The sequence below is a fragment of the Paenibacillus polymyxa genome, assembly GCF_015710975.1.
Taxonomy (GTDB): Bacteria; Bacillota; Bacilli; order Paenibacillales; family Paenibacillaceae; genus Paenibacillus; species Paenibacillus polymyxa.
On record NZ_CP049783.1, the window covers coordinates 2,547,501 to 2,573,206 of the forward strand.

Sequence of the window (25,706 nt, forward strand, 5' to 3'; positions counted from 1 at the left end):
GATGGGGTGACGCAGTAGGGTAGTGACGCGGACTGATGGATGTCCGTCTAAGCAGTGAGGCTGATGTGTAGGCAAATCCGCACATCGTAAGGCTGGGCTGTGATGGGGAGCGAAAATTATAGTAGCGAAGGTCATGATCTCAGACTGCCAAGAAAAGCCTCTAGCCAGGAGAAGGTGCCCGTACCGCAAACCGACACAGGTAGGCGAGAAGAGAATTCTAAGGCGCGCGGAAGAACTCTCGTTAAGGAACTCGGCAAAATGACCCCGTAACTTCGGGAGAAGGGGTGCCTCGGTAGGGTGAATAGCCCGAGGGGGCCGCAGTGAAAAGGCCCAAGCGACTGTTTAGCAAAAACACAGGTCTGTGCGAAGCCGCAAGGCGAAGTATACGGGCTGACGCCTGCCCGGTGCTGGAAGGTTAAGGGGAGTGGTAAGCTCGTAAGAGCGAAGCTATGAACCGAAGCCCCAGTAAACGGCGGCCGTAACTATAACGGTCCTAAGGTAGCGAAATTCCTTGTCAGGTAAATTCTGACCCGCACGAATGGCGTAACGACTTGGGCGCTGTCTCAACGAGAGATCCGGTGAAATTTTAATACCTGTGAAGATGCAGGTTACCCGCGACAAGACGGAAAGACCCCATGGAGCTTTACTGCAGCTTGATATTGAATTTGGGTACGATCTGTACAGGATAGGTGGGAGCCGTTGAATCTTGAGCGCCAGCTTGAGAGGAGGCATCCTTGGGATACCACCCTGATCGTATCTAGGTTCTAACTTGGTACCGTAATCCGGTACGAGGACAGTGTCAGGTGGGCAGTTTGACTGGGGCGGTCGCCTCCTAAAGAGTAACGGAGGCGCCCCAAGGTTCCCTCAGAATGGTTGGAAATCATTCGAAGAGTGCAAAGGCAGAAGGGAGCTTGACTGCGAGACCTACAAGTCGAGCAGGGACGAAAGTCGGGCTTAGTGATCCGGTGGTACCGCATGGAAGGGCCATCGCTCAACGGATAAAAGCTACCCTGGGGATAACAGGCTTATCTCCCCCAAGAGTCCACATCGACGGGGAGGTTTGGCACCTCGATGTCGGCTCATCGCATCCTGGGGCTGAAGTAGGTCCCAAGGGTTGGGCTGTTCGCCCATTAAAGCGGTACGCGAGCTGGGTTCAGAACGTCGTGAGACAGTTCGGTCCCTATCTGTCGTGGGCGTAGGAAATTTGAGAGGAGCTGTCCTTAGTACGAGAGGACCGGGATGGACGTACCGCTGGTGTACCAGTTGTTCCGCCAGGAGCACCGCTGGGTAGCTATGTACGGAAGGGATAAGCGCTGAAAGCATCTAAGCGTGAAGCCCCCCTCAAGATGAGATTTCCCAGTATGTAAGACCCCTTGAAGACGACGAGGTAGATAGGTTGGGGGTGGAAGTGCAGTAATGCATGGAGCTGACCAATACTAATCGGTCGAGGGCTTATCCTAAAGATAAGACGCAATGAGTTTCGGATCCAGTTTTCAGGGTGTAACCTTGAAGGTATGTAGAAGTACATACGACAAGCGTATAGCTATTCATTCACAGAATCCGTGATGAACCGAATAACCTTACGGAAGAATTTGCGAGGCAAATTCATGTTTGGTGGCGATAGCGGAGGGGTTCCACACGTACCCATCCCGAACACGACCGTTAAGCCCTCCAGCGCCGATGGTACTTGGACCGCAGGGTCCTGGGAGAGTAGGACGTTGCCAAGCAAAAGTAAAAAGGATGATAACCTCACTGAGGTTATCATCCTTTTTTTATGCATTTTGTGGATGGACACCTGATTCTAAGGTTGACAGAGAGAAGAGGCTTTGCGACACTCTAAGTGCGTATTTTTTTAAAGGTCCAAGTATACGAGCGAGGTGACGAAGTTATGGAGATCAGACAATTACAACGTGAGGAATTTGAAGCAGCTATAGGATTATCCCAGTATGCTTTTCAGTTTACAATGACCCCGGAGGATCTGGAGAAAGCCAAGAAGAAATTCAAACCAGAACAAACATGGGGGATATTCGACGGACCTGACTTGAACGCTAAACTGACTTTGCTACCACTACAGGTATACATACATGGTCAGGTTTTTGATATGGGAGGCATTGCTGGTGTGGCAACGTGGCCGGAAAAGCGTCGCGGAGGTATGGTTTCACGTTTGTTGACGCATGCGCTTGAAGAAATGAAGACTGCAGGACAAAGCCTTTCTTTTCTGCATCCATTTTCTTTTGCCTTCTATCGTAAATTTGGATGGGAAACGTATACTGAGTACAAAAAATACGTCATTCCAATTGATAAATTCCCTGCTAAACTTAAAACAGAAGGTATAGTCAAACGGGATATCAAAAATATTTCAGAACTAGACCAAGTGTATCAATCATATGCTTCACGTTACAATGGTACGCTGGTACGAGATAAGGCATGGTGGCAGGAACGGATTTTAAATGAGAATTATCGAACTGTAGTATATTACACAGATGCAAGCGACCCTCAGGGATATGCACTATACAAAATAGAAGATAAACAGTTAAATTGTGATGAGTTGGTATATGAAAATGAGACGGCACGTCGGGCTTTGTGGACTTATTTTGCAAATCATGACTCAATGATAACCCAAGGTAAATTTATTTACGTTCCAGCAGATGACAATCTGCCTTTTTTACTCGATGATCCGCGAATTCAACAGGAAACGGTGCCTTATTTTATGGGGCGTATTGTGGATGCTGTTGCTTTTGTAGAGAGATACCCTTTTGAGCAGATTGGAGAGGAAACAAGTTTAACCTTACATCTGACAGATCGGTATGCTCCTTGGAATGAAGGAGTATGGAGATTAACGATTACTACGGAGGGGCAAGGACATCTGGCAAGAATGGATACATGTAATTTATCTGAGAACGATACAGTAGCTGACTTGGAACTGGGAATTCAGTCATTAACAACTTTAATGCTCGGCTACCAGCAAGCTGATAACCTGTTTAATTGGGGGCGCATTGAAGGAAGCAGTGAGTCTGTGGCTGCACTTAAACGTGTAATACCAACAAAACAAACGTTCCTATTGGATTTTTTCTGATAAAGGCCCAATTAGATTTTCTTAATGCCCAACTCTTTTTAACCAAATTGGATGTGGTATATCATAATTATTCAAAGCTCTTTCCATAATGGGAAGAGTTTTTTTATTCTATGGTATAAAACATAATTAGATTGCGAAAAATGGTATTGACCCCTTGGCAAAAATGAAATTTGTGCTATAATACGAATATAGTCAAAGAAAGTCAAAGTCAATCAGAACCAGTGTGAATCTACAGAAGTATAGCAATAATGACTTGATTTGCGTATAGTTAGGAGCTGCTTCTTATGGACAGAAGAGAAGTGTATGATTTATCGCAAATAAAGGTCACACTAGAAACGAAACGGTACAATTCCAATGGATGTAGAACAGGCAATAGCCTGAATACAGCTTAGATTCGTGACTATACCGTTTGGTTAAGTTCAATATACGGCGGACTCTGTGGAGCGTGAAATGTATTTGAATACTTGCGTTTCCGTTAGTGGAGGATGATGAAATGCGCAATGTTTCCGACATTATTGAACAATATTTGAAGAGCATGCTGCTGGAAAGTCCCCAAGGCTTAGTGGAGATTCAGCGCAATGATCTGGCTGACCGCTTTTCCTGCGTACCGTCGCAAATTAATTATGTAATTAGTACCCGGTTTACGCTGGAAAAAGGTTATGTGGTGGAAAGTAAACGCGGTGGTGGAGGTTATATTCGGATTCAGCGAATTCAATTACCTGCACAGCATGCGATCCATACACACCTTCATCAGAGCATCGGGGAGGAAATTAGCCAATCGGCAGCAGAAGGATTGATTTATCAGTTAGAGGAAGCTCATTTTTTAAGCAAAAGGGAAGCTGGTCTTATAAAGGCTGCTTTATCAAGAGATACGTTATTGCTGAAGCTTCCCTATCGTGACCAACTGCGAGCAAGATTGCTTAAGGCTATGCTGATCTCGTTGCTGGCGGCCAAATAGCTAGTATCCATTAACCAGTGAATAGAGATTTGCAATTCAGATGTAGGGATTTGTAAAAATCCTGACGTTGAAGGAGGTGCTTTTATGCTGTGCCAAGAATGTAATATGCGGCCGGCAACTTTGCATTTCACCAAAATTGTGAATGGCGAAAAGACAGAGTTTCATATTTGTGAGACATGTGCGAAGGAAAAAGGGGAGATGATCCCTGGAACACCTAATGGCTTTTCGATTCATAGCTTGTTGTCGGGGATGTTGGATTTTGACTCCAGCACAAAGAGCCAGTCTTCAGGTCACAGTGTTCCCCAAAATCTGCAATGCAAGGATTGCGGTATGACTTATACACAGTTTAGTAAGCTAGGACGCTTTGGATGTCCATCATGCTATCAATATTTTGATAGTCGCCTGGACCCTCTGTTCAAGCGTGTGCATGGTAGTACGAGTCATGTTGGGAAAGTTCCGGTCCGTACTGGAGGCCGATTAAAGGTTAAACGGCAAATTGATGATTTGAAAAAAGAGATGCAACAACACATTGTACAGGAAGAATTCGAATCAGCTGCTGAGCTTAGGGATCAAATCAGAAAGCTTGAAAAAGAAATGACTGAAGAGTAAAGTTTGTGAAGAGTAGGAGGGAATGCGTGATGCCCAATATCCGATTTACGGAAAAGCCGCTAAGTGATTGGATGCGTGGTGATGCTGCGGATTCGGAGATTGTCATTAGCAGCCGGGTAAGAATTGCGCGTAACTTGCAGCATCTGCCTTTTCCCATGCTTGCTACCAATCAGCAGTCGGAAGAAGTGCTTCAACGCTTAACGGATATCCTTCAGTATGATGATTTGCGTCGTTTTGGTACTTTTCATACCTTGAAAATATCCGAGTTGGATGAGATCGACAAACAGGTACTGGTTGAGAAGCACTTGATTAGTCCTAATTTGGCGAACGAATCTCGCAACGGTGCTGTGTTGATTAGTGATGATGAATCAGTTAGTGTTATGATAAATGAAGAGGATCATTTGCGTATTCAGTGCTTATATCCCGGATGTCAGGTTAGAGAAGCTTGGGAACGCGCTATGGTCATTGATGATGCATTTGAAGCGCATGTTGATTATGCATTTGATGATCGGAGAGGTTTTCTGACCAGTTGTCCGACGAATGTCGGCACAGGTATGAGAGCTTCGGTGATGATGCATTTGCCCGCATTGGTCATGACTCATCAAATCAATCGTATATTGTCCGCTGTTTCACAGGTGGGTCTTACAGTTCGCGGTATTTATGGTGAAGGCAGCGAAGCAGTTGGGAATTTGTTTCAGGTATCCAATCAGATTACCTTGGGACAAACCGAAGCGGAAATTATCGAGAATCTACATGGCGTGGTGCTGCAAATTATAGAGCACGAACGTTCTGCCAGAGAACGATTGATGAATGAATCCATGCTGCGGATTACAGATCGGGTGATGCGTTCATTCGGTATTTTGTCATATGCAGCAGTTTTGGATTCCAAGGAGGCTGCACAGCGGCTGTCCGATGTACGTCTCGGTGTAGATTTAGGGATTTTGGAGCGTCCTTCCATTGCAGCGATGAATGAGCTTAATGTGATGACGCAACCCGGCTTTTTACAAAAAAGCTTTGGGGATAAAATGAATACCGGTGAGCGCGATATGTACCGGGCGAAGCTGATCCGGCAAAAATTAGGCAAAACCCTTTAATATATAGAATGATCTGAAATACACACTGTGGAGGTGCAGGATATATGATGTTTGGAAGATTTACGGAACGTGCACAGAAAGTGCTTGCCTTGGCCCAGGAAGAAGCTGTTCGATTGGGACACAACAACATTGGCACAGAGCACATTTTGCTAGGACTCATTCGTGAAGGTGAAGGAATAGCAGCGAAAGCCTTAATCGGTTTAGGGCTGGGACTGGAAAAAATCCAGGATGAAGTGGAAACACTGATTGGACGCGGTCAAGAGCAACCGACGAACATTGCCTATACTCCACGTGCCAAGAAAGTCATTGAGCTGTCTATGGACGAAGCACGTAAATTGGGTCATACCTATGTAGGTACCGAGCATATTTTGCTAGGCCTTATTCGTGAAGGTGAAGGCGTAGCAGCACGTGTACTGAACAACCTGGGTATCAGTCTGAACAAAGCGCGTCAGCAAGTGCTTCAATTGCTCGGCAGCAGCGAGGCGGTTTCCAGCCATCACGGTGCTCCAGCTAATGTCAGCACACCAACTCTGGACAGTCTGGCACGCGATCTGACGGCTTCTGCGAAGGAAAATAACCTGGACCCCGTTATTGGGCGCAGCAAGGAAATTGAGCGCGTTATTCAAGTGCTCAGCCGTCGTACAAAGAACAATCCTGTTTTGATCGGTGAACCTGGGGTAGGTAAAACGGCGATTGCCGAAGGATTGGCACAAAAAATCATAGCGAATGAGATTCCCGAAACGTTGCGCGACAAACGCGTAATGACACTCGATATGGGTTCTGTAGTAGCTGGTACTAAGTATCGTGGTGAATTTGAGGATCGCTTGAAGAAGATTATGGACGAGATTCGTCAAGCTGGAAATATCGTATTGTTCATTGATGAGCTGCATACGCTGATTGGTGCTGGTGGAGCGGAAGGCGCAATTGATGCGTCCAACATCCTGAAACCTGCTCTGGCACGTGGCGAGCTGCAATGTATCGGTGCCACCACGCTGGATGAATACCGCAAATATATTGAGAAAGATGCTGCTTTGGAGCGTCGTTTTCAACCTATAACCGTGGATCAACCTTCTCCAGAAGAAGCGATTCAAATCTTGTATGGTCTGCGCGACCGTTACGAAGCGCATCACCGTGTAAAAATCACTGATGAGGCTATTGAAGCTGCAGTAAGATTGTCAGATCGTTATATTACGGATCGCTTCCTACCGGATAAGGCTATTGATCTTATTGATGAAGCGGGCTCCAAGGTAAGGCTGAATTCCTATACAGTACCGCCAAACCTGAAACAGCTGGAAAACCGTCTGGAAGATATCCGCAAGGAAAAAGATTCAGCGGTACAAAGCCAGGAGTTTGAAAAGGCAGCTGCACTGCGCGATACAGAGCAAAAAATTCGTGAAGAGCTGGATGTCACTAAAAACCAATGGAAAGAACAACAGGGGCGTACAGATTCCGAAGTTACACCAGAGGATATTGCTCAGGTCGTTGCCATCTGGACTGGTGTCCCAGTCAGCAAGCTGAAGGAAGAAGAAACACATCGTTTGCTGAATATGGAGCAACTGTTGCATGAACGGGTGATTGGGCAGGACGAAGCTGTTAAGGCAGTAAGCCGGGCGATTCGCCGGGCACGCGCCGGTCTGAAAGATCCGAAACGTCCAATCGGCTCCTTTATTTTCCTCGGTCCAACTGGAGTTGGTAAAACAGAGCTGGCACGCGCCTTGGCTGAATCTATGTTTGGTGATGAAAATGCGGTTATCCGTATTGATATGTCCGAATATATGGAGAAACACTCCACATCCCGTTTGGTAGGAGCGCCTCCAGGATACGTAGGATATGAAGAAGGTGGCCAACTGACTGAAAAGGTACGTCGTAAGCCTTACTCTGTTGTGTTGCTGGATGAAATTGAAAAAGCACACCCAGAAGTATTCAATATTCTGCTGCAAGTGTTGGAGGATGGACGTCTGACGGATTCCAAGGGACGTGTTGTTGACTTCCGTAACACACTCATCATCCTAACATCCAACGTTGGTGCACAGGCAATCAAACGTAACTCCACGCTTGGTTTTACAGCTGTTGTGGACGCTGGGGCGGATTACGATAACATGAAGGGCAAAGTGATGGATGAACTGAAGAAAAGCTTCCGTCCTGAGTTCTTGAACCGGATAGATGAAATCATCGTGTTCCATTCTCTCGAAGAAAAACATATTGCCGAAATTGTTTCACTCATGTCTGAGGAACTGCGTAAGCGTCTGAATGAGTATGAGGTTGACTTTGAGTTGACAGACAAGGCTAAGAATTTCCTTGCCAAGGAAGGCTTCGATCCAGCGTATGGTGCGCGTCCATTGCGTCGTGCAATCCAGAAGCATATTGAAGATCGCCTGTCCGAGGAACTGTTGACTGGAAACATTTCTAAAGGCGACTCTCTCTATATTGATGAAGAGAACGGTGCATTGACAGTAACGAAAAAGGATAATATATCCGCGAAGTCCTAAAGCAGTTTAGTAAATAAAACATTAGAAAAGGGTGTCTCGCAGGCTGGAAAGCTATTGCGAAGGCACCCTTTTTGTGTATTGAACACCTTGAAAGGGTAGGGTAAAAGCTTTGGGAAAGTTTGTGATATTGCTTTACGTCCGCCAAGCTTCAATGGTAAACTTTTATTGTTACAGCTCTTTCAGGTGCTGTGTGAAGATAAATTTGACATCATCGTTGTCAAGAAGGAGCCAGGGAATAAAGTATGGCTAAAGTGAAAACTAAATTTTCCTGTACAGAATGTGGCTATGAATCGCCTAAATGGTACGGAAAATGTCCTGGATGCCAGGCATGGAATTCCATGATCGAAGAAACGGAAAGCGTTGTAAAAACTCAAGGAATGGGATCTTCCCTTCTTACTCATAGCACAAAAGACAAACCGCTTCCTATTATTGAAGTGGAGAGTGGCAAAGAAACACGAATTTTGACGGGAATTGGTGAATTAAATCGTGTACTCGGTGGAGGTGTGGTGCCAGGTTCACTTGTTCTGGTGGGTGGTGACCCGGGGATCGGTAAGTCTACGCTTATGCTGCAAACCTCTAATGAGCTGGCTTTAACTGGTTTAAAGGTACTCTACGTGTCTGGTGAGGAATCCGTCCGCCAAACGAAGCTACGTGCAGATCGCCTCGGTGCTTTGTCTCCCAGTCTGTACGTATTATGTGAGACGAATTTGGAGACGATTGAAGAAGCAGTGGACAGCTTGAAGCCGGAGTTTTTGGTCATCGACTCGATACAGACTGTATATTTGCCTGAGGTGACAAGTGCGCCTGGTAGTGTAGCTCAGGTGCGCGAGTGTACTTCACGATTTATGCGGATTGCCAAGGGATTAGGTATTGCTACAGTACTGGTAGGGCATGTGACCAAAGAAGGCGCTATTGCAGGTCCGCGTTTGTTGGAGCATATGGTCGATTGTGTACTTTATTTTGAAGGAGAGCGCCATCATACGTATCGGCTGTTGCGTGCGGTTAAGAATCGTTTCGGTTCTACGAATGAAATTGGTATTTTTGAAATGGCCGAAAGTGGTTTGCGTGAGGTGGCGAATCCTTCTGAGCTCTTCCTGTCCGAACGGCCACTGGGGGTGGCTGGCTCCACTGTCGTTGCCAGTATGGAGGGAACCCGGCCTGTGTTGGTTGAATTGCAAGCACTCATTGCGGCTACGCATTTTCCATCTCCACGCCGAATGGGTACGGGGATTGACCATCATCGGATGGGATTAATCATTGCCGTACTAGAAAAGCGGATGGGCATGTTTTTGCAAAACCAGGACGCTTATCTCAATGTTGCTGGAGGCGTAAAGCTGGATGAACCAGCGGTGGATTTAGCCATAGCGGTGAGCATTGCTTCCAGCTTTAGGGATGCTCCTACCAAGCCGTACGATGTGATTTTTGGTGAAGTAGGACTGACAGGCGAGGTGCGGGCTGTATCCCGAGCAGAACAGCGAGTGCGAGAAGCAGAGAAATTAGGTTTCAAACGGGTGATCATGCCCGAGAAAAGCTTGAAGGGCTGGACACATCCAAAAGGGATACAAATTATCGGAGTTGGAACGGTGGCAGATGCACTGGCAGCCGCATTAGATTAGGGGGCATTGAGGATGAAGGAAGCGAGCCAACTGGATAAAATGAACGATTTGCTACGGCTTGTGGCACCGGGAACTCCCTTTCGCGACGGATTGGAAAACGTTTTGCGTGCCAAAACGGGTGCTCTTCTGGTCGTTGGCTATAGCCCGGAAGTAATGGAAGTCGTGGATGGCGGTTTCTCTATTAATTGTGACTTTTCGCCGAACTATTTGTATGAGCTGGCTAAAATGGACGGCGCAATCATATTAAGTGAGGATTTAAAACGAATTTTATATGCCAATACGCAATTGATTCCCGATTCCTCCATTTCGTCCATAGAAACAGGGATTCGGCATCGGACGGCGGAACGAGTTGCAAAGCAGACTGGTAAACTGGTTGTGTCTATTTCCCAGCGTCGTAATATTATTACGTTGTATCAGGGGACTTTACGATATGCGCTCAAGGAAATCGGGGTTATTTTAACGAAAGCTAATCAGGCTATTCAGACGTTAGAAAAATATAGATCCGTATTGGGGCAAGCCTCAACGAATCTAACTGCATCTGAATTCGAAGAACTGGTTACCATGCCGGAGGTCGTTAATGTCATTCAACGGATCGAAATGGTGCTGCGCATCAAAATGGAGATCAAACGATTTATTAACGAGCTCGGGAATGAGGGCAGGCTGATTAGCATGCAGATGGAGGAGCTTGTCAGTAATATCGAGGAAGAAGCTTGGTTGCTGTATAAGGATTATGCCAAAGACGACAGCGACGAGAAGATCCGTGAAATTATATTGGGACTCAAACGTTCTACGGACGACGAATTACTGGATGTGAATCATATAGTACGTTTATTAGGCTACCCTTCTTCAGCAGCGACATCAGAAGAATATATTGCTGCACGCGGATATCGGGTGCTGAACAAAATACCTCGTTTGCCAAATGTAATTATTCATAATCTGGTGGAGCGATTTGGACGTTTTCCACATGTCATGACAGCAACGATAGAAGAACTGGATGAAGTGGATGGTATAGGAGAGGTTCGTGCACGTACGATTAAAGAAGGGCTTAAACGTTTACAGGAACAAGTTTTCATTGACAGACAAATGTAAATGTAATACAGTGAAAGGATTATAATGGAACAATTCATACATTGAGGTGAAGAGATGATTACCAAATCAATTCCGAACATGTGTACCTTGGGTAACTTGTTTCTCGGAATGATCGCCATTTTATTGGCCGTAGACGGAAAATACAGTCTTGCCGCTATTATGGTTATTGTCGCCATGTTGTTGGACGGACTGGATGGAAGGATGGCCCGGGCTTTGAATGCCCAGAGCGAATTCGGTAAAGAACTGGACTCCTTATCAGATATGATATCTTTTGGTGTTGCTCCCGCAGTTATTATGTACATGGTTGCTTTTCATGATGCGAATTCGGCTTTGGCTTGGACGGTTACAGCCATTTTTCCGATGTGCGGCGCATTGCGTTTGGCTCGATTTAACGTACGTCCCGGTGTACCAGGTTATTTCACAGGTTTACCCATTCCGGCAGCAGGTGGCGTATTAGCCACTTTGTCCTTATTCCATAACGAGATTTCATTGTTATACATGTCGATTGCCATGTTGCTAGTCTCTTATTTGATGGTTAGCTCCATGAGATATCCAAATTTCAAAAAGGTCGGCCTTCCGAAAAAAGCCATCTGGGTTGCTCCGTGGGTCGTAATTGCAGCGGTGGTTCTAGCTGTTAAATTTCCTGATCAGCTGTCGAAGCTGATTTTTGTACCACTGGTGCTTTATGCGTTGTACGGTATGAAGCTGAACATTCGGAAGTTATCACGCAGACGTGGACGTGAGCGGGATCGTTCTAAACAGGAAGAACAGGACGATCAATATCGTCATTCGCAACGTTAGTGTCAGACAAGAACTACAAGAAGCATTTATTTCCTTGATTCATTCAGGGAGATAAATGCTTTTTTTATGCATAAAAAGTGAAAACATAGGGTTAGTTATGTGGGAACTGGACCATACTGGTAAGGGAAGTGCTATGTATCCAATAAATAGCAGACTGTTGAAAAGAAAATAAAGGAGGTATAGAAACTCAATGTGGAGAAAGGCTATTTTAACTTTTACAGGATTGTGCGGCGCGTGGTTTGGCTATACGTTATACCAGCGGATAGGAGGCTTAGTAACGTGGATGCCACAATGGTTGAGTGATGGTTCTTTACCAGGAATGGCTGTTTGGATGTTAGCGGGAGCGGTGGTATTTATGGTTGGCTGCTCATTCGCAGGGGCGTCCGTGGCGAATCGATTGCAGCAGGGTATTGAAGGTTTGGTACGAATTCCGATGAATGAGATGATGGCAGGTGTCATGGGGCTAGCAGTGGGGCTGATCCTTTCCTTGGCAGTTTATCCACTCTTTTCAGGGTTAGGGGCACCTGGTTTACTTATCCAGACCGCGGTTACCTTGGTATGTGGATATGTGGGGTTGATGGTTGGGCTAGAAAAACGGGACGAGTTGTCATCCTTTTGGAGTTCAGGCTTTTTTGGTCGGGGAATGGATGTAGAAGAACGCAAGCTGGAGGAACATAAAATTTTGGACACCAGCGTCATTATAGATGGGCGTATTGCGGATATCTGCAAGACAGGTTTTATTGAAGGGACCATTGTGATTCCTGAATTTGTGTTGGAGGAGCTTCAGCATATCGCAGATTCTTCAGATTTACTTAAGCGTAATCGTGGGCGGCGGGGTCTGGATATTTTGAATAAAATCCAAAAAGAGCTAGATGTGAATGTGCTCATCTATGAGGGGGATTTTGAGGAAATTTCAGAGGTCGACAGTAAGCTGGTTAAGCTTGCAAAGGTGTTGCAGGGTAAAGTTGTAACTAATGATTTTAACCTGAATAAAGTATGCGAACTTCAAGGTGTATCTGTGCTGAACATTAATGATTTGGCGAATGCAGTGAAGCCTGTCGTACTGCCCGGTGAGGAGATTATGGTGCAGATTATCAAAGATGGCAAGGAGCATGGGCAAGGTGTCGCTTATCTGGATGATGGTACGATGATTGTTGTGGAGGGTGGACGTGACTATATTGGATCTCTCATGGAAGTACTGGTCACGAGCGTACTTCAGACCTCTGCGGGCCGTATGATCTTTGCTAAACCGAAATTATTGGAAAAAGCTCAATAAACGAGGTATGATGAAGTAGATGTGTTATCATACGGATCGTCCAAGTGCGATCAGGGCAGGAGTTATTTGAATGAACAATCAGGTAGGAGTCGTGATTGTGGCGGCCGGGCGCGGCTCCCGTATGGGAACGCAGGAGAGCAAGCAATTTCTGCTTTTGCGAGACAAGCCCATCTTCATACATACACTTGAAATATTCGCAGCAATGCCTGAAGTGGATGAAATGGTGATGGTTACTGGAGCTGGAGATGTGGAACGCTGCAGAGACTGGATTCATCAATACAAGATTGGTAAAAATGTACGGGTGGTGGCTGGTGGCAGTGAACGCCAGCATTCGGTTTATCGCGGTTTGCGCCACTTGCGAACAGATTGGGTGATGGTGCATGATGGTGTGCGGCCATTGATTCAACCTGAGCTTGTACGTTCATGCCTGGAGGCTGCTCAGCGTACTGGTGCTTCTGTAGCGGCAGTACCTGTAAAGGATACGATCAAGCAAGTGAACGGGGATGGTATCATTACAGCAACGCCGGATCGCCGAAGTCTGTGGAGTATTCAAACGCCACAGACTTTTCGTCTTTCCGACCTGCTGCGGGCCTATGAGGAAGCGGAGCAGTCAGGATTTTTGGGGACAGATGATTCCATGCTGGTGGAGCGAATAGGCATTCCAGTTGCTGTCGTTCAGGGCAACTACAAGAATATCAAAATTACTACGCCTGAGGATTTGGAGATGGCGGCGTTATGGGTAAAGACAGAGGGAGAGGATATCAAATGATTAGAGTGGGGCAAGGATTTGACGTCCACCAGCTGGTGGAAGGAAGGCCATGCATCATCGGAGGCGTAAATATTCCGTATGAAAAAGGTTTACTGGGTCATTCCGATGCAGACGTGCTGCTGCATGCCATTAGCGATGCTATCCTGGGTGCGCTTGGCTTGGGAGACATCGGAAAGCATTTTCCAGATAATGACCCTGAATTTAAGGACGCGGATAGTCTTAAGCTACTGGAGCATGTGTGGGGGCTGGCTAAAGAGCGGGGATACCGATTGGGGAACATCGATTCTACAATTATTGCGCAGAAGCCCAAGATGGCATCGTACATCCCGCAGATGAATGAAATCATCGCCCGGGTGCTGGAAGCAGAGGAGTCATCCCAGGTAAATGTCAAGGCGACGACGACGGAGCAACTCGGGTTTACCGGGCGAAGCGAGGGAATCGCGGCTCAGTCGGTTGTCTGTCTAATCAAGTAAATGCTATCATCTTGAGTAATTCTATTTGGAGGAGATTATATGAGCACGGAAGTTCGTGTACGCTATGCACCAAGTCCAACAGGACATCTGCATATTGGAAATGCCAGAACGGCATTATTTAATTATTTGTTTGCCCGCAATCAAGGCGGGAAATTTATTATTCGCATTGAAGATACAGATGTGAAGCGCAATATTGAGGGCGGAGAAGAAAGCCAGCTTAAATATTTGAAATGGTTGGGTATGGACTGGGATGAAAGTATAGACGTGGGCGGCGAGTTCGGACCTTATCGCCAGACCGAGCGCTTGGACATCTACAAAACATACTGGCAGGACTTGCTGGATCGCGGTTTGGCATACCGCTGTTATTGCACGGAAGAAGAACTTGAACGCGAGCGTGAAGAACAGATGGAACGTGGGGAGACACCGCGTTACTCAGGAAAACACCGTGATTTAACAGAAGAACAGTGTCAGGCATTTGAAGCAGAGGGCCGTGTACCGAGTATTCGATTTCGCGTACCAGAAGATCGTGAATATACGTTTGATGATATTGTTAAAGGTCAAATTACGTTCAATTCCAAAGAAAGCGGCGATTTTGTTATCGTCAAAAAAGACGGTATTCCGACATATAACTTCGCTGTAGCGGTTGACGACTATTTGATGAAAATATCGCATGTACTACGGGGTGAGGATCATGTATCCAATACACCGCGGCAGTTGATGATTTTTGAAGCTCTCGGCTGGGAGCCTCCACGCTTTGGTCATATGACGCTGATCGTAGGCGAGGATCACAAAAAGCTCAGCAAACGAAATGAATCCATTATTCAGTTCATGGAGCAGTACGATAAGCTGGGCTATCTGCCGGAAGCTATATTCAACTTTATTGCATTGTTGGGCTGGTCTCCGGAAGGCGAGGAAGAGATCTATGATCGGGAACAATTAATCTCGATTTTCGATCCTAATCGTTTGTCCAAAAGCCCAGCTGTATTTGATACAAACAAGCTTGCTTATTTGAATAATCATTATATTAAAAAAGCTGATCCTGAACGGATTGCCAGCATGGCAATTCCACATTTGCAGGCAGCAGGACTGTTGCCGAATGATTTATCGGCTGAACAACAGGATTGGGCTAAAGCTCTTGTCCGCTTATACCAAGAACAAATGACTTCAGCGTCTGATATTGTGGCGTTGTCTGAGTTGTTTTTCCGTTCACATCTGGAGTTGGATGCTGATGCGGCGGCTGTTCTGGCTGAAGAACAGGTTCCTGATGTACTTAGAGCCTTTGCAGCTAAGGTTGAAACGAGCGAGGAATTTACAGCTCCACAAATGGCCAAGCTGATCAAAGAAGTCCAAAAGGAAACTGGTTTTAAGGGGAAACAGCTGTTCATGCCGATTCGTGTGGCCCTTACAGGTCAAACTCATGGACGGGATCTGAACGAGACCATCTATCTACTTGGACGTGACAAGGTATTGGACCGTCTTAAGGCACAAATTAAAGGCTGATATTTCTTGTCAATTTGTTGTCTTTTCGCTATAATGACTCCATTGATATGGATTGATACTTACGTGTAAAGGCTGCGAACAGGAGAAGTACACTGCATAAGGGCATCTGCCAGAGAGGACGGTCGAGGGGAAACCCCAGGCTGAGAACCGTCTAGATGACCTGCGGAGGAAATGCGCCTGGGAGCCGTGCGCCCGAACCCTCGTTAGCCTACAATGCTAATGTGGCAAGGGCTTGCCGATTCGTTCCCGTTACAGGACGCCAAAGACGGACTTTTCTGCTTTTTTTGTAGCAGATATGTTCGAAGCAGAGTGGGACCACGTATATGCGTCTCTGCAGCCTAGGCTGCGGAGACGCTTTTTCATTTTTATCAGATTCAGACTCGCTGTAGACTGAAAATTGTCGAAGAATGCTGGTGACTACGAAAATTGGCGAAATGTGAAGTGTGATGCGGCAAGGATATGGAGGGAATAGGAGGGCGACATGTTCAGGCATTTCAAATCCGATATTCAAACTGTTTTGGATAATGATCCGGCCGCCCGGAGTAAGCTGGAAGTCATTTTTACGTATTCTGGCGTTCATGCCCTTTGGGCACACCGAATCGCACATTGGTTTTATTTGCGAAAGTGGTGTACTCTAGCCCGTGTTATATCCCAGGTATCGAGGTTTATGACAGGAATTGAAATTCATCCTGGCGCTCGTATCGGAGATCGGCTGTTCATTGACCACGGCATGGGTGTTGTCATTGGCGAAACCTGTGAAATTGGCGATGATGTCGTATTGTATCAGGGGGTTACTCTTGGAGGAACTGGAAAAGAGAAAGGGAAGCGCCACCCCACCATTGGGAATAATGTCGTTATAGGCTCCGGCGCAAAAATATTGGGTTCATTTACGATTGGGGCGCAATCCAATATTGGCTCCAACTCGGTTGTGCTAAAAGAAGTTCCGCCAAACAGTACGGTAGTGGGTATCCCCGGGCGAGTGGTCAGACAGGATGGCAGACGTCCAGATCGACTTAGTCACCAGTTGCCTGACCCGGTCGTCGATTCCATACGGTCTCTTCAAATGGAAATAGAACGATTACGAGCAGAATTGTCTGATTTGAAGGAGGAGCAATCTGCTCAGAAACATCAGGTGACCCAAGAGAATAAATTACAAGGATAATTTTCATGAGGGAGGAACATAACGATGTCGCTTCAAATTTATAATACAATGACGAGGAGCCGGGAGCCTTTTGTGCCACTGGAGCCTGGAAAGGTTAAAATGTATGTATGTGGTCCTACAGTGTATGATTACATTCATATTGGTAATGCACGACCTGTAATTGTGTTCGACGTGGTACGCAGCTACTTGGAGTATTTGGGCTATGATGTAAACTATGTGGTGAATTTTACGGACGTTGATGATAAGTTGATCCGCAAAGCTCGGGAACTTAATATGGAGGTTCCGGCAGTTGCCGAGAAGTTTATTGCTGCCTATCATGAGGATCTGACAGGATTGAATGTTCCTGCTGCCAGCATAAATCCTCGTGTAACCGAAAGCATGGATCTGATTATTGATTTTATCAAGGACCTGGTAGACAAAGGTTATGCCTACGAGAATGATGGTGATGTCTTCTACCGGACCAAAATGTTCAAAGACTACGGACAGCTGTCAGGCCAAAATTTGGAGGAACTCCAGTTTGGGATTCGCATCAATGTGGATGAACGCAAGGAGAATGCCGAGGATTTTGTACTCTGGAAAGCAGCGAAACCGGGAGAAATTTACTGGTCAAGTCCTTGGGGGGATGGACGCCCAGGCTGGCATATTGAATGCTCTGCTATGGCTCGTCACTATTTGGGGGATACACTGGATATTCACGGAGGCGGACAGGATCTGCAATTTCCGCATCATGAATGTGAATGCGCACAATCCGAAGTGGTGACGGGTAAGCCATTATCACGCTACTGGATGCATAACGGATATATTCGCATAGATAATGAAAAAATGTCGAAATCACTCGGTAACGGTATTCTGGTTAAAGATCTGCGTGCTCGTCACAAGCCTGAGGCTTTACGTTATTTTATGCTGTCGACACATTACCGCAATCCTTTAAACTACAACCAAGAGACGATGAGTCAGGCGGAGAATAGTGTCGAACGGATAGCTAATGCAGTTGCCAACGTAAAGCATCGTTTAGCCATTGCTTTAAAAGGTAACGGAGAAGTATCTGCTGAGCTGCAAATGAAGCTTGACGGGATATTACAGCAATTTGGCGAAAAAATGGATGATGATTTCAATACGCCTGATGCGATTACTGCGGTGTTCGAATGGGTCAGCGAAGCCAATCTTTTGTTGCAGCGTGATGTTGTCAATCAGGCGGAATTGCAAGCGGTGCTGCATACCTTCCATTCGATGAATACGGTGCTTCGCATTTATTCGGAACCGAGTGAAGAACTGCTGGATGACGAAATTGAGCAGTTAATTGCAGAACGTGTCGAAGCTCGTAAAACTAAAAACTGGGATAGAGCTGACGAAATTCGTGATCTGTTAGCTACTAAAGGCATTGTGCTTGAAGATACGGCGCAGGGTATGCGGTGGCGGCGGAAATGAGTAATAAGCCACTGAACTCAGAAGCTGTGGAAGGCGCAGGAAACTGGTTTCCGTATCCTGCGTCCAAGCCGGCTCGCTTGATGCCCCCCATTGCGTTAGCTTACATTGGTGATGCAGTGTATGAGGTGGCTGTCCGGCAATATCTGTTGGCACAGCCCAACCTGCGTCCCAATCATTTACATCGACGAGCTACAAAACTTGTCTCCGCCAAGGCACAGAGCCGTATGTTGGGATTGCTAGAAACGGTGCTGACGGATGAAGAACGTGATATTGTCCGACAAGGAAGAAATGCCAAATCAGGGAGCCTGCCCAAAAATGCTGATGTGCTTGAGTATCGGCATGCCACGGCGCTGGAAGGCTTGATTGGTTATCTTTATTGTGATGGACATTTGGACAGATTGAGAGAGTTGATTACGTACGGAATTGCACAAATGGAAAATGCAGAAAAATCATAAATTGGAGACGGATTGAACGAATTGATATCGACCGTTTTCCGGGAGGAAACTAGAGATGGAAGAAGAATGGATTGCCGGTAAGCATTCGGTAACAGAGGCGTTGCGTTCAGGCAGGACGATAAATAAGATATGGATTGCGGATAATGCACAAAAGCATTTGACACTGCCGATTACAGCTGAGGCGAAAAAAGCTGGAATCATTGTTTTGCAGGTAGACAAGCGTAAGCTCGATCAAATGGTTCCAGGCATTCAGCATCAGGGAGTGGTCGCGCAAGCTGCACCTTTTGCCTACGCTGAGGTGGAGGACTTGCTTGCTGGTGCTCGTGCTAAGGGAGAAGAGCCGTTTTTGATTTTGCTGGATGAGATTGAAGACCCTCATAACTTGGGCTCCATCCTTCGTACGGCGGACTGCACTGGAGCACACGGTATTATAGTGCCGAAAAGGCGTTCAGCAGCTGTAACTGTAACGGTGTCTAAAACATCGGCAGGTGCTGTGGAGTACGTCCCGGTGGCGCGTGTGAGCAATTTGGGACAAACCATTGACCGTCTTAAAGAAGAAGGTGTATGGGTAGTTGGCACGGATGTTACAGCAACCGATCCCGTCTTTGGGAATGGAGTATTCACCGGTCCCGTAGCGATTGTCATTGGTAACGAAAATAAAGGAATGGGCCGTTTGATCCGCGAGAAATGTGATGTACTCGTCAAGCTGCCAATGGCGGGACAAATCAATTCCCTCAATGCTTCTGTAGCTGCAGGTGTCGTCATGTACGAAGTTTTGCGCGGACGACAGGCACGGGGCTAACGATATGGCTGACACGCGGGATGTTCTGCTTGTGGACGGTTACAACATGATTGGAGCCTGGCCCGAACTTTCCGCACTGGTACAATCTGGTATGCAGGAAGCGAGGGACAGACTTCTAGAACGACTGGCGGATCATCAGGCGTATTCGGGCAGAAGAGTCATCGTCGTATTTGATGCTTACAGGGTGCCAGGATTAGGTAAGACCTTTGCCCAGAGCAAAGTCCAGATTTATTTTACGAGAGAAAAAGAGACAGCCGATGAGTGCATCGAGCGATTAGTTCGTGAATTGAGCAGCAAGAGGAGAAGCATTTACGTAGCGACAAGTGATCAGGTAGAGCAGCATGTGGCCTTTGGCCAGGGAGCACTCAGAGTATCGGCACGAGAATTACTGATCGAGATTGAGGAATCTGAAAGGGAAGTCCAGAAGCGAATCCAGCAGGATAACGCCAAATTGTCCCGCAATTCGCTGGATGGCAAGCTGAGTCCGGAGCTTCGAAAGTTGTTTGAACGCTGGAGAAGAGAATGATCCAGTAATTGGGATACTCTCCATTTTGAAACCATTGACAATTTTGTTAGCGCTCTTCTTTTTTAGGTTGTTGTGGTTGACGGTATCAGGTTACATCGCGTATACTTGTCGTATATTTGAGAGAGTAACGGGTACCTTGCGTTGCAGCCGGAGGGATTGTTAGTGAGTGTGGACCTCAAGGATATCATGTTGTCAAAGTTTGATTACAAAAATGATGAAGACATTGTCGGAGCAGTCCATGAAGGTGATGGGGAAGCGCTGGAGTTTCTGATTAACAAATATCGAAACTTTGTGCGGGCCAAGGCCAGATCCTACTTCCTGATTGGGGCTGATCGCGAGGATATTATTCAGGAGGGCATGATTGGTCTCTACAAATCCATCCGTGATTTTAAGGGAGACAAGCTTGCTTCGTTCAAGGCTTTCGCCGAGTTGTGCATAACACGACAGATTATTACGGCAATTAAGACGGCTACACGACAAAAGCACATTCCTCTGAACTCTTACGTATCTCTGGACAAGCCCATCTATGATGAAGAGTCAGACCGGACGTTGCTCGATGTGATTTGCGGAACACAAGTAAGTGATCCTGAAGAGCTGATAATCAATCAGGAAGAGTTTGTGGGTCTTGAGGACAAAATGTCCGAGATTCTGAGCGAGCTAGAACGCAAGGTACTTATGTTGTATCTGGACGGTCGTTCGTATCAAGAGATTGCTGAAGATCTGGATCGTCATGTGAAATCCATTGATAACGCGCTGCAACGGGTCAAACGTAAACTTGAAAAGTATCTGGAAGTAAGGGATAGTTGAAAGTAGAGGCTGACATGGAAAAGGCTCGAGTTTGAGTCTTTTTTTATTCGTTTTGGGTATGCTGTGCAGGTTTATAAGTGTTGTAAATGATTTATACTAAAAAAGATGAATAATAGATATCGCTTTGATTTTGAAGCAGTATTTCAGAGAATAGCTTCAAAGGATGGACAGATGTAAAAATGCACCACAACCGGGACTGCGAAATGTATGCAAACATTCGTTGACATGGAAAACCCCGTGTGATAAAGTGTTTTAGGTAGGCCTAAATTCGCGGTTTTTTTTAGGATCAATTATGAGACTTCCGGTGTTGGATGTCTTCGGGAGGTGCACATCATGCGGGTAATTATTACTTTGGCTTGTACAAATTGCAAACAAAGAAATTACACAACGACGAAAAACAAGCGTAATCACCCCGACCGCATGGAGATGAAGAAATTCTGTAAGTCCTGTAACGAACAGACTTCTCATCGGGAAACCAGATAGTTTTTGGAGGTGTAGTCGGCGTGAAACGCAGTTTCAAGTCTCTGTTTTCCTTTTTCTCTGAAAGCTGGGCTGAACTCAAGAAAGTTCGCTGGCCCAATCGTAAAGAACTGACCAACTATACGCTGATTGTCATAGGGACGATTGCGTTCGTCACGATTTATTTTTGGGTTCTCGATATCGGCATTTCCGCTGTGATCGAAGCGATTATCTAGGAAGGGTTCCAGGTGGCTTGATATGGAAAAAAGATGGTACGTCGTTCATACCTATTCAGGGTATGAGAACAAAGTCAAAGCCAATTTGGAAAAACGCGTTGAGTCCATGGGCATGGAAGACAAGATATTCCGTGTTCTTGTTCCTATGGAAGAAGAACTGGTAACCAAGGACGGTAAGAAAAAAACCGTTATGCGTAAAGTCTACCCTGGTTATGTCTTGGTCGAAATGGTCCAAACCGATGATTCTTGGTATGTTGTACGCAACACGCCAGGTGTTACGGGATTTGTAGGATCGACAGGCTCGGGTTCCAAGCCGACGCCATTGCTTCCAGAAGAAGTTGAACAGATTCTGAAGCATATGGGCATGGTAGAGCCGAAACCGAAGATTGAATTCGATGTTAAGGAATCCGTGCGAATTAAAGTTGGTCCTTTTGCGAATTTTGTGGGCTCCGTGGAAGAAATTTTGGTTGAGAAGAGCAAGCTTAAGGTTCACGTCAACATGTTTGGACGGGAAACCCCGCTTGAGTTGGATTATACTCAAGTGGAGAAAATATAGATTTTTCTTACAGGTTTCTTGTGGGAGGATCAATAGGTCCGTCTACCACTATTGAGTCAAGGAGGTGTCATCCATGGCAAAAAAGGTAATTAAAATGGTAAAACTGCAGATCCCTGCAGGGAAAGCTAATCCAGCGCCTCCAGTAGGTCCAGCTTTGGGTCAAGCAGGTGTCAACATTATGGCATTCTGTAAAGAGTTCAATGCTCGTACTGCTGATCAAGCAGGCCTGATTATCCCGGTTGAAATTTCGGTATTTGAGGATCGTTCTTTTACGTTCATCACCAAAACTCCACCGGCTGCTGTTCTGTTGAAAGTTGCTGCTAAAATCGAAAAAGGTTCCGGTGAACCGAATAAAACGAAAGTTGCAACTGTAAATCGCGCTGCTGTTCGTCAAATTGCAGAGCAAAAAATGCCTGACCTTAACGCAGCTTCCGTAGAATCGGCAATGCGTATGGTTGAAGGTACTGCTCGCAGCATGGGTATCACCATCGTAGATTAATTTTATTAATCTACGTGTGCCGGCGGTTTGACTGTCCGGCAAGTGTGGGAGGAATATCCGCTAATACCACATAAGGAGGAAAAGATAATGGCTAAACATGGTAAGAAGTACCTGGAAGCTGCTAAGCTGATTGACAGCGAAGCAACTTATGAGCCTTTGGAAGCCGTTGAATTGGTGAAAAAGGCTGCAACTGCTAAATTCGACGAAACCGTTGAAGCTGCAGTTCGTCTGGGCGTAGATTCCCGTAAACAAGACCAGGCTGTTCGTGGTGTTGTTGTCCTGCCACATGGTACGGGTAAAACACAACGCGTTCTGGTATTTGCAAAAGGTGACAAAGTGAAAGAAGCGGAAGCGGCTGGCGCTGATTTTGTTGGCGATCAAGATATGATCAACAAAATCCAACAAGGCTGGTTCGAATTCGACGTCTGCGTTGCGACACCTGATATGATGAGTGAGGTTGGTAAACTGGGTCGTTTGCTCGGTGGTAAAGGTTTAATGCCTAACCCTAAAGCAGGCACAGTTACTTTCGACGTTGCCAAGGCTGTTCAAGAAATTAAAGCCGGTAAAATCGAATACCGTCTCGACAAAGCAGGTCAAATTCACGCACCAATCGGCAAAGCATCTTTCAGTGCTGAGCAACTGAACGAGAACCTTAAAGCCTTGATTGAAGCCTTGAACCGTGCGAAGCCAGCGGCTGCTAAAGGTGTATACCTGAAAAACATCGCTATTTCTTCGACTATGGGACCAAGTGCACGTGTGAACACATCTGTTTACAGATAATATTTCGGTTGACACGTTCAATCAAATTTGTTATTCTGTAAAAGTTGTGAGTCCTTGTGACTGACCGTTAAAGTTGAATATGCTTACCGTAGACAGTAGGTGCTTTCGGGCTTAATTTCCTACCGAGGTGTTATGATAGAACGTTTCATGCGACGGGCTTGTCCCGTCCATGTGGATTTATCAAGCCTTCGTACTCTACGGAGGCTTTTTTCATGCTCATGAAAACGACTTTGGTAGAACGCCAGAATGGGTGTTTCTAACAAAGTAGATAAATTGATCAGGAGGTGTACAGTTTGGCAAATGCAAAGGTGATTCAAGCAAAACAAGAAGCTGTTGAAGTTGTAGCTGCAAAATTGCGCGAGAGCGTAACAACTGTAGTTGCAGACTATCGCGGTCTGAATGTTGCCCAAGTAACTGAGCTGCGTAAGCAGCTTCGCGAAGCCGGAATCGAATTTCAAGTGCTGAAAAACACACTGCTCCGCCGTGCAACTGCGGCAGCAGAATTGACTGAACTGGACGCAGTATTGACAGGTCCTACTGCAATCGCGTTCGGCAAAGATGATGCAGTGTCTGCAGCTAAAATCTTGAACGATTTCGCTAAGAAAAACAATGCATTGGAACTGAAAGGTGCAGTTGTAGAAGGTCGTGTGATCGGTGTTGAGGAAATCAAAGCGCTGGCAGAACTGCCATCCCGCGAAGGTCTCCTTTCCATGCTCCTCAGCGTGCTTCAAGCTCCTATGCGCAACTTCGCGCTTGCGGTTAAAGCTGTTGCAGATAAAGAAGAGCAAAGTGCATAAGTTGGGATTTAAACCTGCTGTATAGCAGTTAAGAACAAAAAAATACGAATTTAAATGGAGGTTCAACCATGAGTAAAGAGCAAATCTTGGAAGCAATTAAAGGTATGTCCGTATTGGAACTGAACGATCTCGTGAAAGCAATCGAAGAAGAATTCGGCGTAACTGCAGCAGCTCCAGTAGCTGTAGCAGGTGGCGCAGCAGGTGGCGCAGCAGAAGCTGAGCAATCCGAGTTCGACGTAATCTTGACAAGCGCTGGCGCTTCCAAAATCAACGTTATCAAAGCAGTTCGCGAAATTACAGGTCTTGGCCTGAAAGAAGCAAAAGAACTGGTTGACAACGCTCCAAAACCATTGAAAGAAAAAGTTGCAAAAGAAGAAGCTGAATCCGTTAAAGCAAAATTGGAAGAAGCAGGCGCTTCTGTAGAAGTAAAATAATTGACTGCTCTTTAGCAGACAATGAATTAAAACAAACCCCTTGAGGTGATCTTCAAGGGGTTTGTTGCTGTAAAGCGGTAGTACAAACAGGTCTGAAATATTATTCTAAAGGCTATGATGTTAATATAACCGTACAACCGAAAGAGGTGGGCGTGAATGGCTGATCATTATTACTCCAGACGGCCAGAGACGGCACATGAACGGCGAAGTCTAGAGACGGTGCTGCGTGGACGTTCCTATCGATTTGCCAGCGATTCAGGCGTTTTTTCAAAGCAGGGGATTGATTATGGGAGTCGTGTGTTGATTGAAGCTATGCAACTTCCTGCAAATGCCTCGGTATTGGATGTAGGATGTGGTTACGGGCCGATTGGTTTGACGGCGGCTACGCTTGTCCCGGACGGACACGTTACAATGGTTGATATTAACGAGCGAGCCGTTCAACTAGCGATAGAGAATGCGGAGCGTAATGGAATTAAAAATGTCACCATTAAGCAAAGTGATTTGTTTGCAGAAGTGCAACATGAACGTTTTGACGTGATCTTGACGAATCCTCCTATACGTGCAGGGAAAGAAACGGTGCATACCATATTTGAGCTTGCGTATGAGCATTTAAATGAGGGTGGAGCTTTATGGGTCGTCATTCAGAAAAAGCAGGGTGCTCCTTCGGCGAGCGCTAAAATAGAGAGCCTTTTCGGTCATGTGGAAGAAGTTACGAAGGATAAAGGTTATCGGATTTTAAAGGCTGAAAAAAGTTTTAGAAAAATGCAATAGGACCATTGACTTGAATCCTGGTCTGTGATATCATTATAAAATGTCAGTATTAGGATGCCCTCCATGGCTTTAGTTTGTTGAAATGTCAATAGATTTATGCGTAACAGGGTATAGTATTTATATCTCTTACGTATAATATAACCATTTTGGGCAAATCTACAAGTGATGAAGATCTTCCGGTATGAGGATTCTGCAGATACGTCGCTCTTTTTTCGAATGCATTCGAGTAAGGGCTTTTCTGTAT

The 25,706-nt window shown here is 45.9% G+C and carries 26 protein-coding genes, 2 rRNA genes and 1 other annotated feature (1 of these 29 only partly in view); all 28 genes read left to right on the forward strand.

All coding sequences use genetic code 11. The features are described 5' to 3' along the window. Positions 1 to 1,460, forward strand: a 23S ribosomal RNA gene (locus tag G7035_RS11340) (it extends 1,468 nt beyond the left edge of the window). 150 nt (positions 1,461 to 1,610) lie between these two features. Continuing rightward, a 5S ribosomal RNA gene (rrf, locus tag G7035_RS11345) occupies positions 1,611 to 1,727 on the forward strand. Between the two features lie 161 nt (positions 1,728 to 1,888). After that, positions 1,889 to 3,076: a GNAT family N-acetyltransferase gene (locus G7035_RS11350; protein ID WP_019688726.1), complete on the forward strand. Its 1,188-nt coding sequence runs from the start codon at positions 1,889 to 1,891 to the stop codon at positions 3,074 to 3,076. Positions 3,077 to 3,569: 493 nt separating this feature from the next. Next, on the forward strand, positions 3,570 to 4,034 hold the full coding sequence (locus tag G7035_RS11355; protein ID WP_016818631.1) for a CtsR family transcriptional regulator: 465 nt from the start codon (positions 3,570 to 3,572) through the stop codon (positions 4,032 to 4,034). Between the two features lie 84 nt (positions 4,035 to 4,118). Next, a complete protein-coding gene (gene mcsA / locus G7035_RS11360; RefSeq protein WP_016818632.1) occupies positions 4,119 to 4,643 on the forward strand; it encodes a protein-arginine kinase activator protein McsA in 525 nt (174 codons plus the stop codon). Between the two features lie 29 nt (positions 4,644 to 4,672). Next, positions 4,673 to 5,737 carry a protein-arginine kinase McsB gene (gene mcsB, locus G7035_RS11365; protein WP_019688725.1) on the forward strand — a complete coding sequence of 355 codons (1,065 nt, stop codon included), beginning with the start codon at positions 4,673 to 4,675 and terminating at the stop codon, positions 5,735 to 5,737. Positions 5,738 to 5,781: 44 nt separating this feature from the next. Beyond that, positions 5,782 to 8,226: an ATP-dependent protease ATP-binding subunit ClpC gene (clpC, locus tag G7035_RS11370; RefSeq protein ID WP_019688724.1), complete on the forward strand. Its 2,445-nt coding sequence runs from the start codon at positions 5,782 to 5,784 to the stop codon at positions 8,224 to 8,226. Positions 8,227 to 8,468: 242 nt separating this feature from the next. Further along, positions 8,469 to 9,842 carry a DNA repair protein RadA gene (gene radA, locus G7035_RS11375; RefSeq protein ID WP_019688723.1) on the forward strand — a complete coding sequence of 458 codons (1,374 nt, stop codon included), beginning with the start codon at positions 8,469 to 8,471 and terminating at the stop codon, positions 9,840 to 9,842. Positions 9,843 to 9,854: 12 nt separating this feature from the next. After that, the gene (gene disA / locus G7035_RS11380) at positions 9,855 to 10,931 is read left to right on the forward strand and encodes a DNA integrity scanning diadenylate cyclase DisA (RefSeq protein WP_013373290.1); all 1,077 of its coding nucleotides are present in this window, start codon (positions 9,855 to 9,857) and stop codon (positions 10,929 to 10,931) included. Positions 10,932 to 10,985: 54 nt separating this feature from the next. After that, a complete protein-coding gene (gene pssA, locus G7035_RS11385; RefSeq protein ID WP_016818635.1) occupies positions 10,986 to 11,732 on the forward strand; it encodes a CDP-diacylglycerol--serine O-phosphatidyltransferase in 747 nt (248 codons plus the stop codon). Positions 11,733 to 11,922: 190 nt separating this feature from the next. Continuing rightward, positions 11,923 to 13,008 (forward strand): PIN/TRAM domain-containing protein, encoded by a 1,086-nt coding sequence (locus G7035_RS11390; RefSeq protein WP_019688722.1) that lies wholly within the window; start codon positions 11,923 to 11,925, stop codon positions 13,006 to 13,008. A 70-nt stretch (positions 13,009 to 13,078) separates the two neighbouring features. Next, complete coding sequence (gene ispD / locus G7035_RS11395; protein WP_019688721.1) at positions 13,079 to 13,777, forward strand: 2-C-methyl-D-erythritol 4-phosphate cytidylyltransferase; 699 nt, start codon at positions 13,079 to 13,081, stop codon at positions 13,775 to 13,777. Further along, positions 13,774 to 14,250, forward strand: a complete 477-nt coding sequence (ispF, locus tag G7035_RS11400) for a 2-C-methyl-D-erythritol 2,4-cyclodiphosphate synthase (RefSeq protein ID WP_016818638.1) — start codon at positions 13,774 to 13,776, stop codon at positions 14,248 to 14,250. The genes ispD and ispF overlap by 4 nt, the downstream gene beginning before the upstream one ends. A 39-nt stretch (positions 14,251 to 14,289) precedes the next feature. Next, entirely contained in the window at positions 14,290 to 15,750 is a 1,461-nt protein-coding gene (gltX, locus tag G7035_RS11405) for a glutamate--tRNA ligase (protein WP_017427898.1), read from the forward strand. Positions 15,751 to 16,231: 481 nt separating this feature from the next. Then, a complete protein-coding gene (cysE, locus tag G7035_RS11410; protein ID WP_013373284.1) occupies positions 16,232 to 16,912 on the forward strand; it encodes a serine O-acetyltransferase in 681 nt (226 codons plus the stop codon). Positions 16,913 to 16,936: 24 nt separating this feature from the next. After that, entirely contained in the window at positions 16,937 to 18,340 is a 1,404-nt protein-coding gene (gene cysS, locus G7035_RS11415; RefSeq protein ID WP_019688720.1) for a cysteine--tRNA ligase, read from the forward strand. Next, complete coding sequence (locus G7035_RS11420) at positions 18,337 to 18,795, forward strand: Mini-ribonuclease 3 (RefSeq protein ID WP_019688719.1); 459 nt, start codon at positions 18,337 to 18,339, stop codon at positions 18,793 to 18,795. The genes cysS and G7035_RS11420 overlap by 4 nt, the downstream gene beginning before the upstream one ends. Before the next feature lie 55 nt (positions 18,796 to 18,850). Beyond that, entirely contained in the window at positions 18,851 to 19,597 is a 747-nt protein-coding gene (gene rlmB, locus G7035_RS11425) for a 23S rRNA (guanosine(2251)-2'-O)-methyltransferase RlmB (protein ID WP_019688718.1), read from the forward strand. Positions 19,598 to 19,601: 4 nt separating this feature from the next. Then, a complete protein-coding gene (locus G7035_RS11430; RefSeq protein WP_016818643.1) occupies positions 19,602 to 20,123 on the forward strand; it encodes an NYN domain-containing protein in 522 nt (173 codons plus the stop codon). A gap of 162 nt (positions 20,124 to 20,285) precedes the next feature. Beyond that, positions 20,286 to 20,930, forward strand: a complete 645-nt coding sequence (gene sigH, locus G7035_RS11435) for an RNA polymerase sporulation sigma factor SigH (RefSeq protein WP_016324748.1) — start codon at positions 20,286 to 20,288, stop codon at positions 20,928 to 20,930. Positions 20,931 to 21,263: 333 nt separating this feature from the next. Further along, positions 21,264 to 21,413, forward strand: coding sequence for a 50S ribosomal protein L33 (rpmG, locus tag G7035_RS11440; protein WP_013373278.1), 150 nt, complete (start codon positions 21,264 to 21,266; stop codon positions 21,411 to 21,413). A gap of 20 nt (positions 21,414 to 21,433) precedes the next feature. Beyond that, positions 21,434 to 21,625, forward strand: coding sequence for a preprotein translocase subunit SecE (secE, locus tag G7035_RS11445; protein ID WP_013312170.1), 192 nt, complete (start codon positions 21,434 to 21,436; stop codon positions 21,623 to 21,625). A 22-nt stretch (positions 21,626 to 21,647) separates the two neighbouring features. Further along, on the forward strand, positions 21,648 to 22,181 hold the full coding sequence (nusG, locus tag G7035_RS11450; protein ID WP_007432596.1) for a transcription termination/antitermination protein NusG: 534 nt from the start codon (positions 21,648 to 21,650) through the stop codon (positions 22,179 to 22,181). A 73-nt stretch (positions 22,182 to 22,254) separates the two neighbouring features. After that, positions 22,255 to 22,680, forward strand: a complete 426-nt coding sequence (gene rplK, locus G7035_RS11455; protein WP_007432595.1) for a 50S ribosomal protein L11 — start codon at positions 22,255 to 22,257, stop codon at positions 22,678 to 22,680. An 87-nt stretch (positions 22,681 to 22,767) separates the two neighbouring features. Then, complete coding sequence (rplA, locus tag G7035_RS11460) at positions 22,768 to 23,460, forward strand: 50S ribosomal protein L1 (RefSeq protein ID WP_016818644.1); 693 nt, start codon at positions 22,768 to 22,770, stop codon at positions 23,458 to 23,460. Between the two features lie 68 nt (positions 23,461 to 23,528). Then, positions 23,529 to 23,680: a sequence feature (ribosomal protein L10 leader region), on the forward strand. 73 nt (positions 23,681 to 23,753) lie between these two features. Next, positions 23,754 to 24,257: a 50S ribosomal protein L10 gene (gene rplJ, locus G7035_RS11465; RefSeq protein WP_016818645.1), complete on the forward strand. Its 504-nt coding sequence runs from the start codon at positions 23,754 to 23,756 to the stop codon at positions 24,255 to 24,257. A gap of 68 nt (positions 24,258 to 24,325) precedes the next feature. Further along, positions 24,326 to 24,691, forward strand: a complete 366-nt coding sequence (gene rplL, locus G7035_RS11470) for a 50S ribosomal protein L7/L12 (protein ID WP_013373275.1) — start codon at positions 24,326 to 24,328, stop codon at positions 24,689 to 24,691. A gap of 156 nt (positions 24,692 to 24,847) precedes the next feature. Further along, positions 24,848 to 25,462: a class I SAM-dependent methyltransferase gene (locus G7035_RS11475; RefSeq protein ID WP_016818646.1), complete on the forward strand. Its 615-nt coding sequence runs from the start codon at positions 24,848 to 24,850 to the stop codon at positions 25,460 to 25,462. Positions 25,463 to 25,706: the final 244 nt, after the last annotated feature.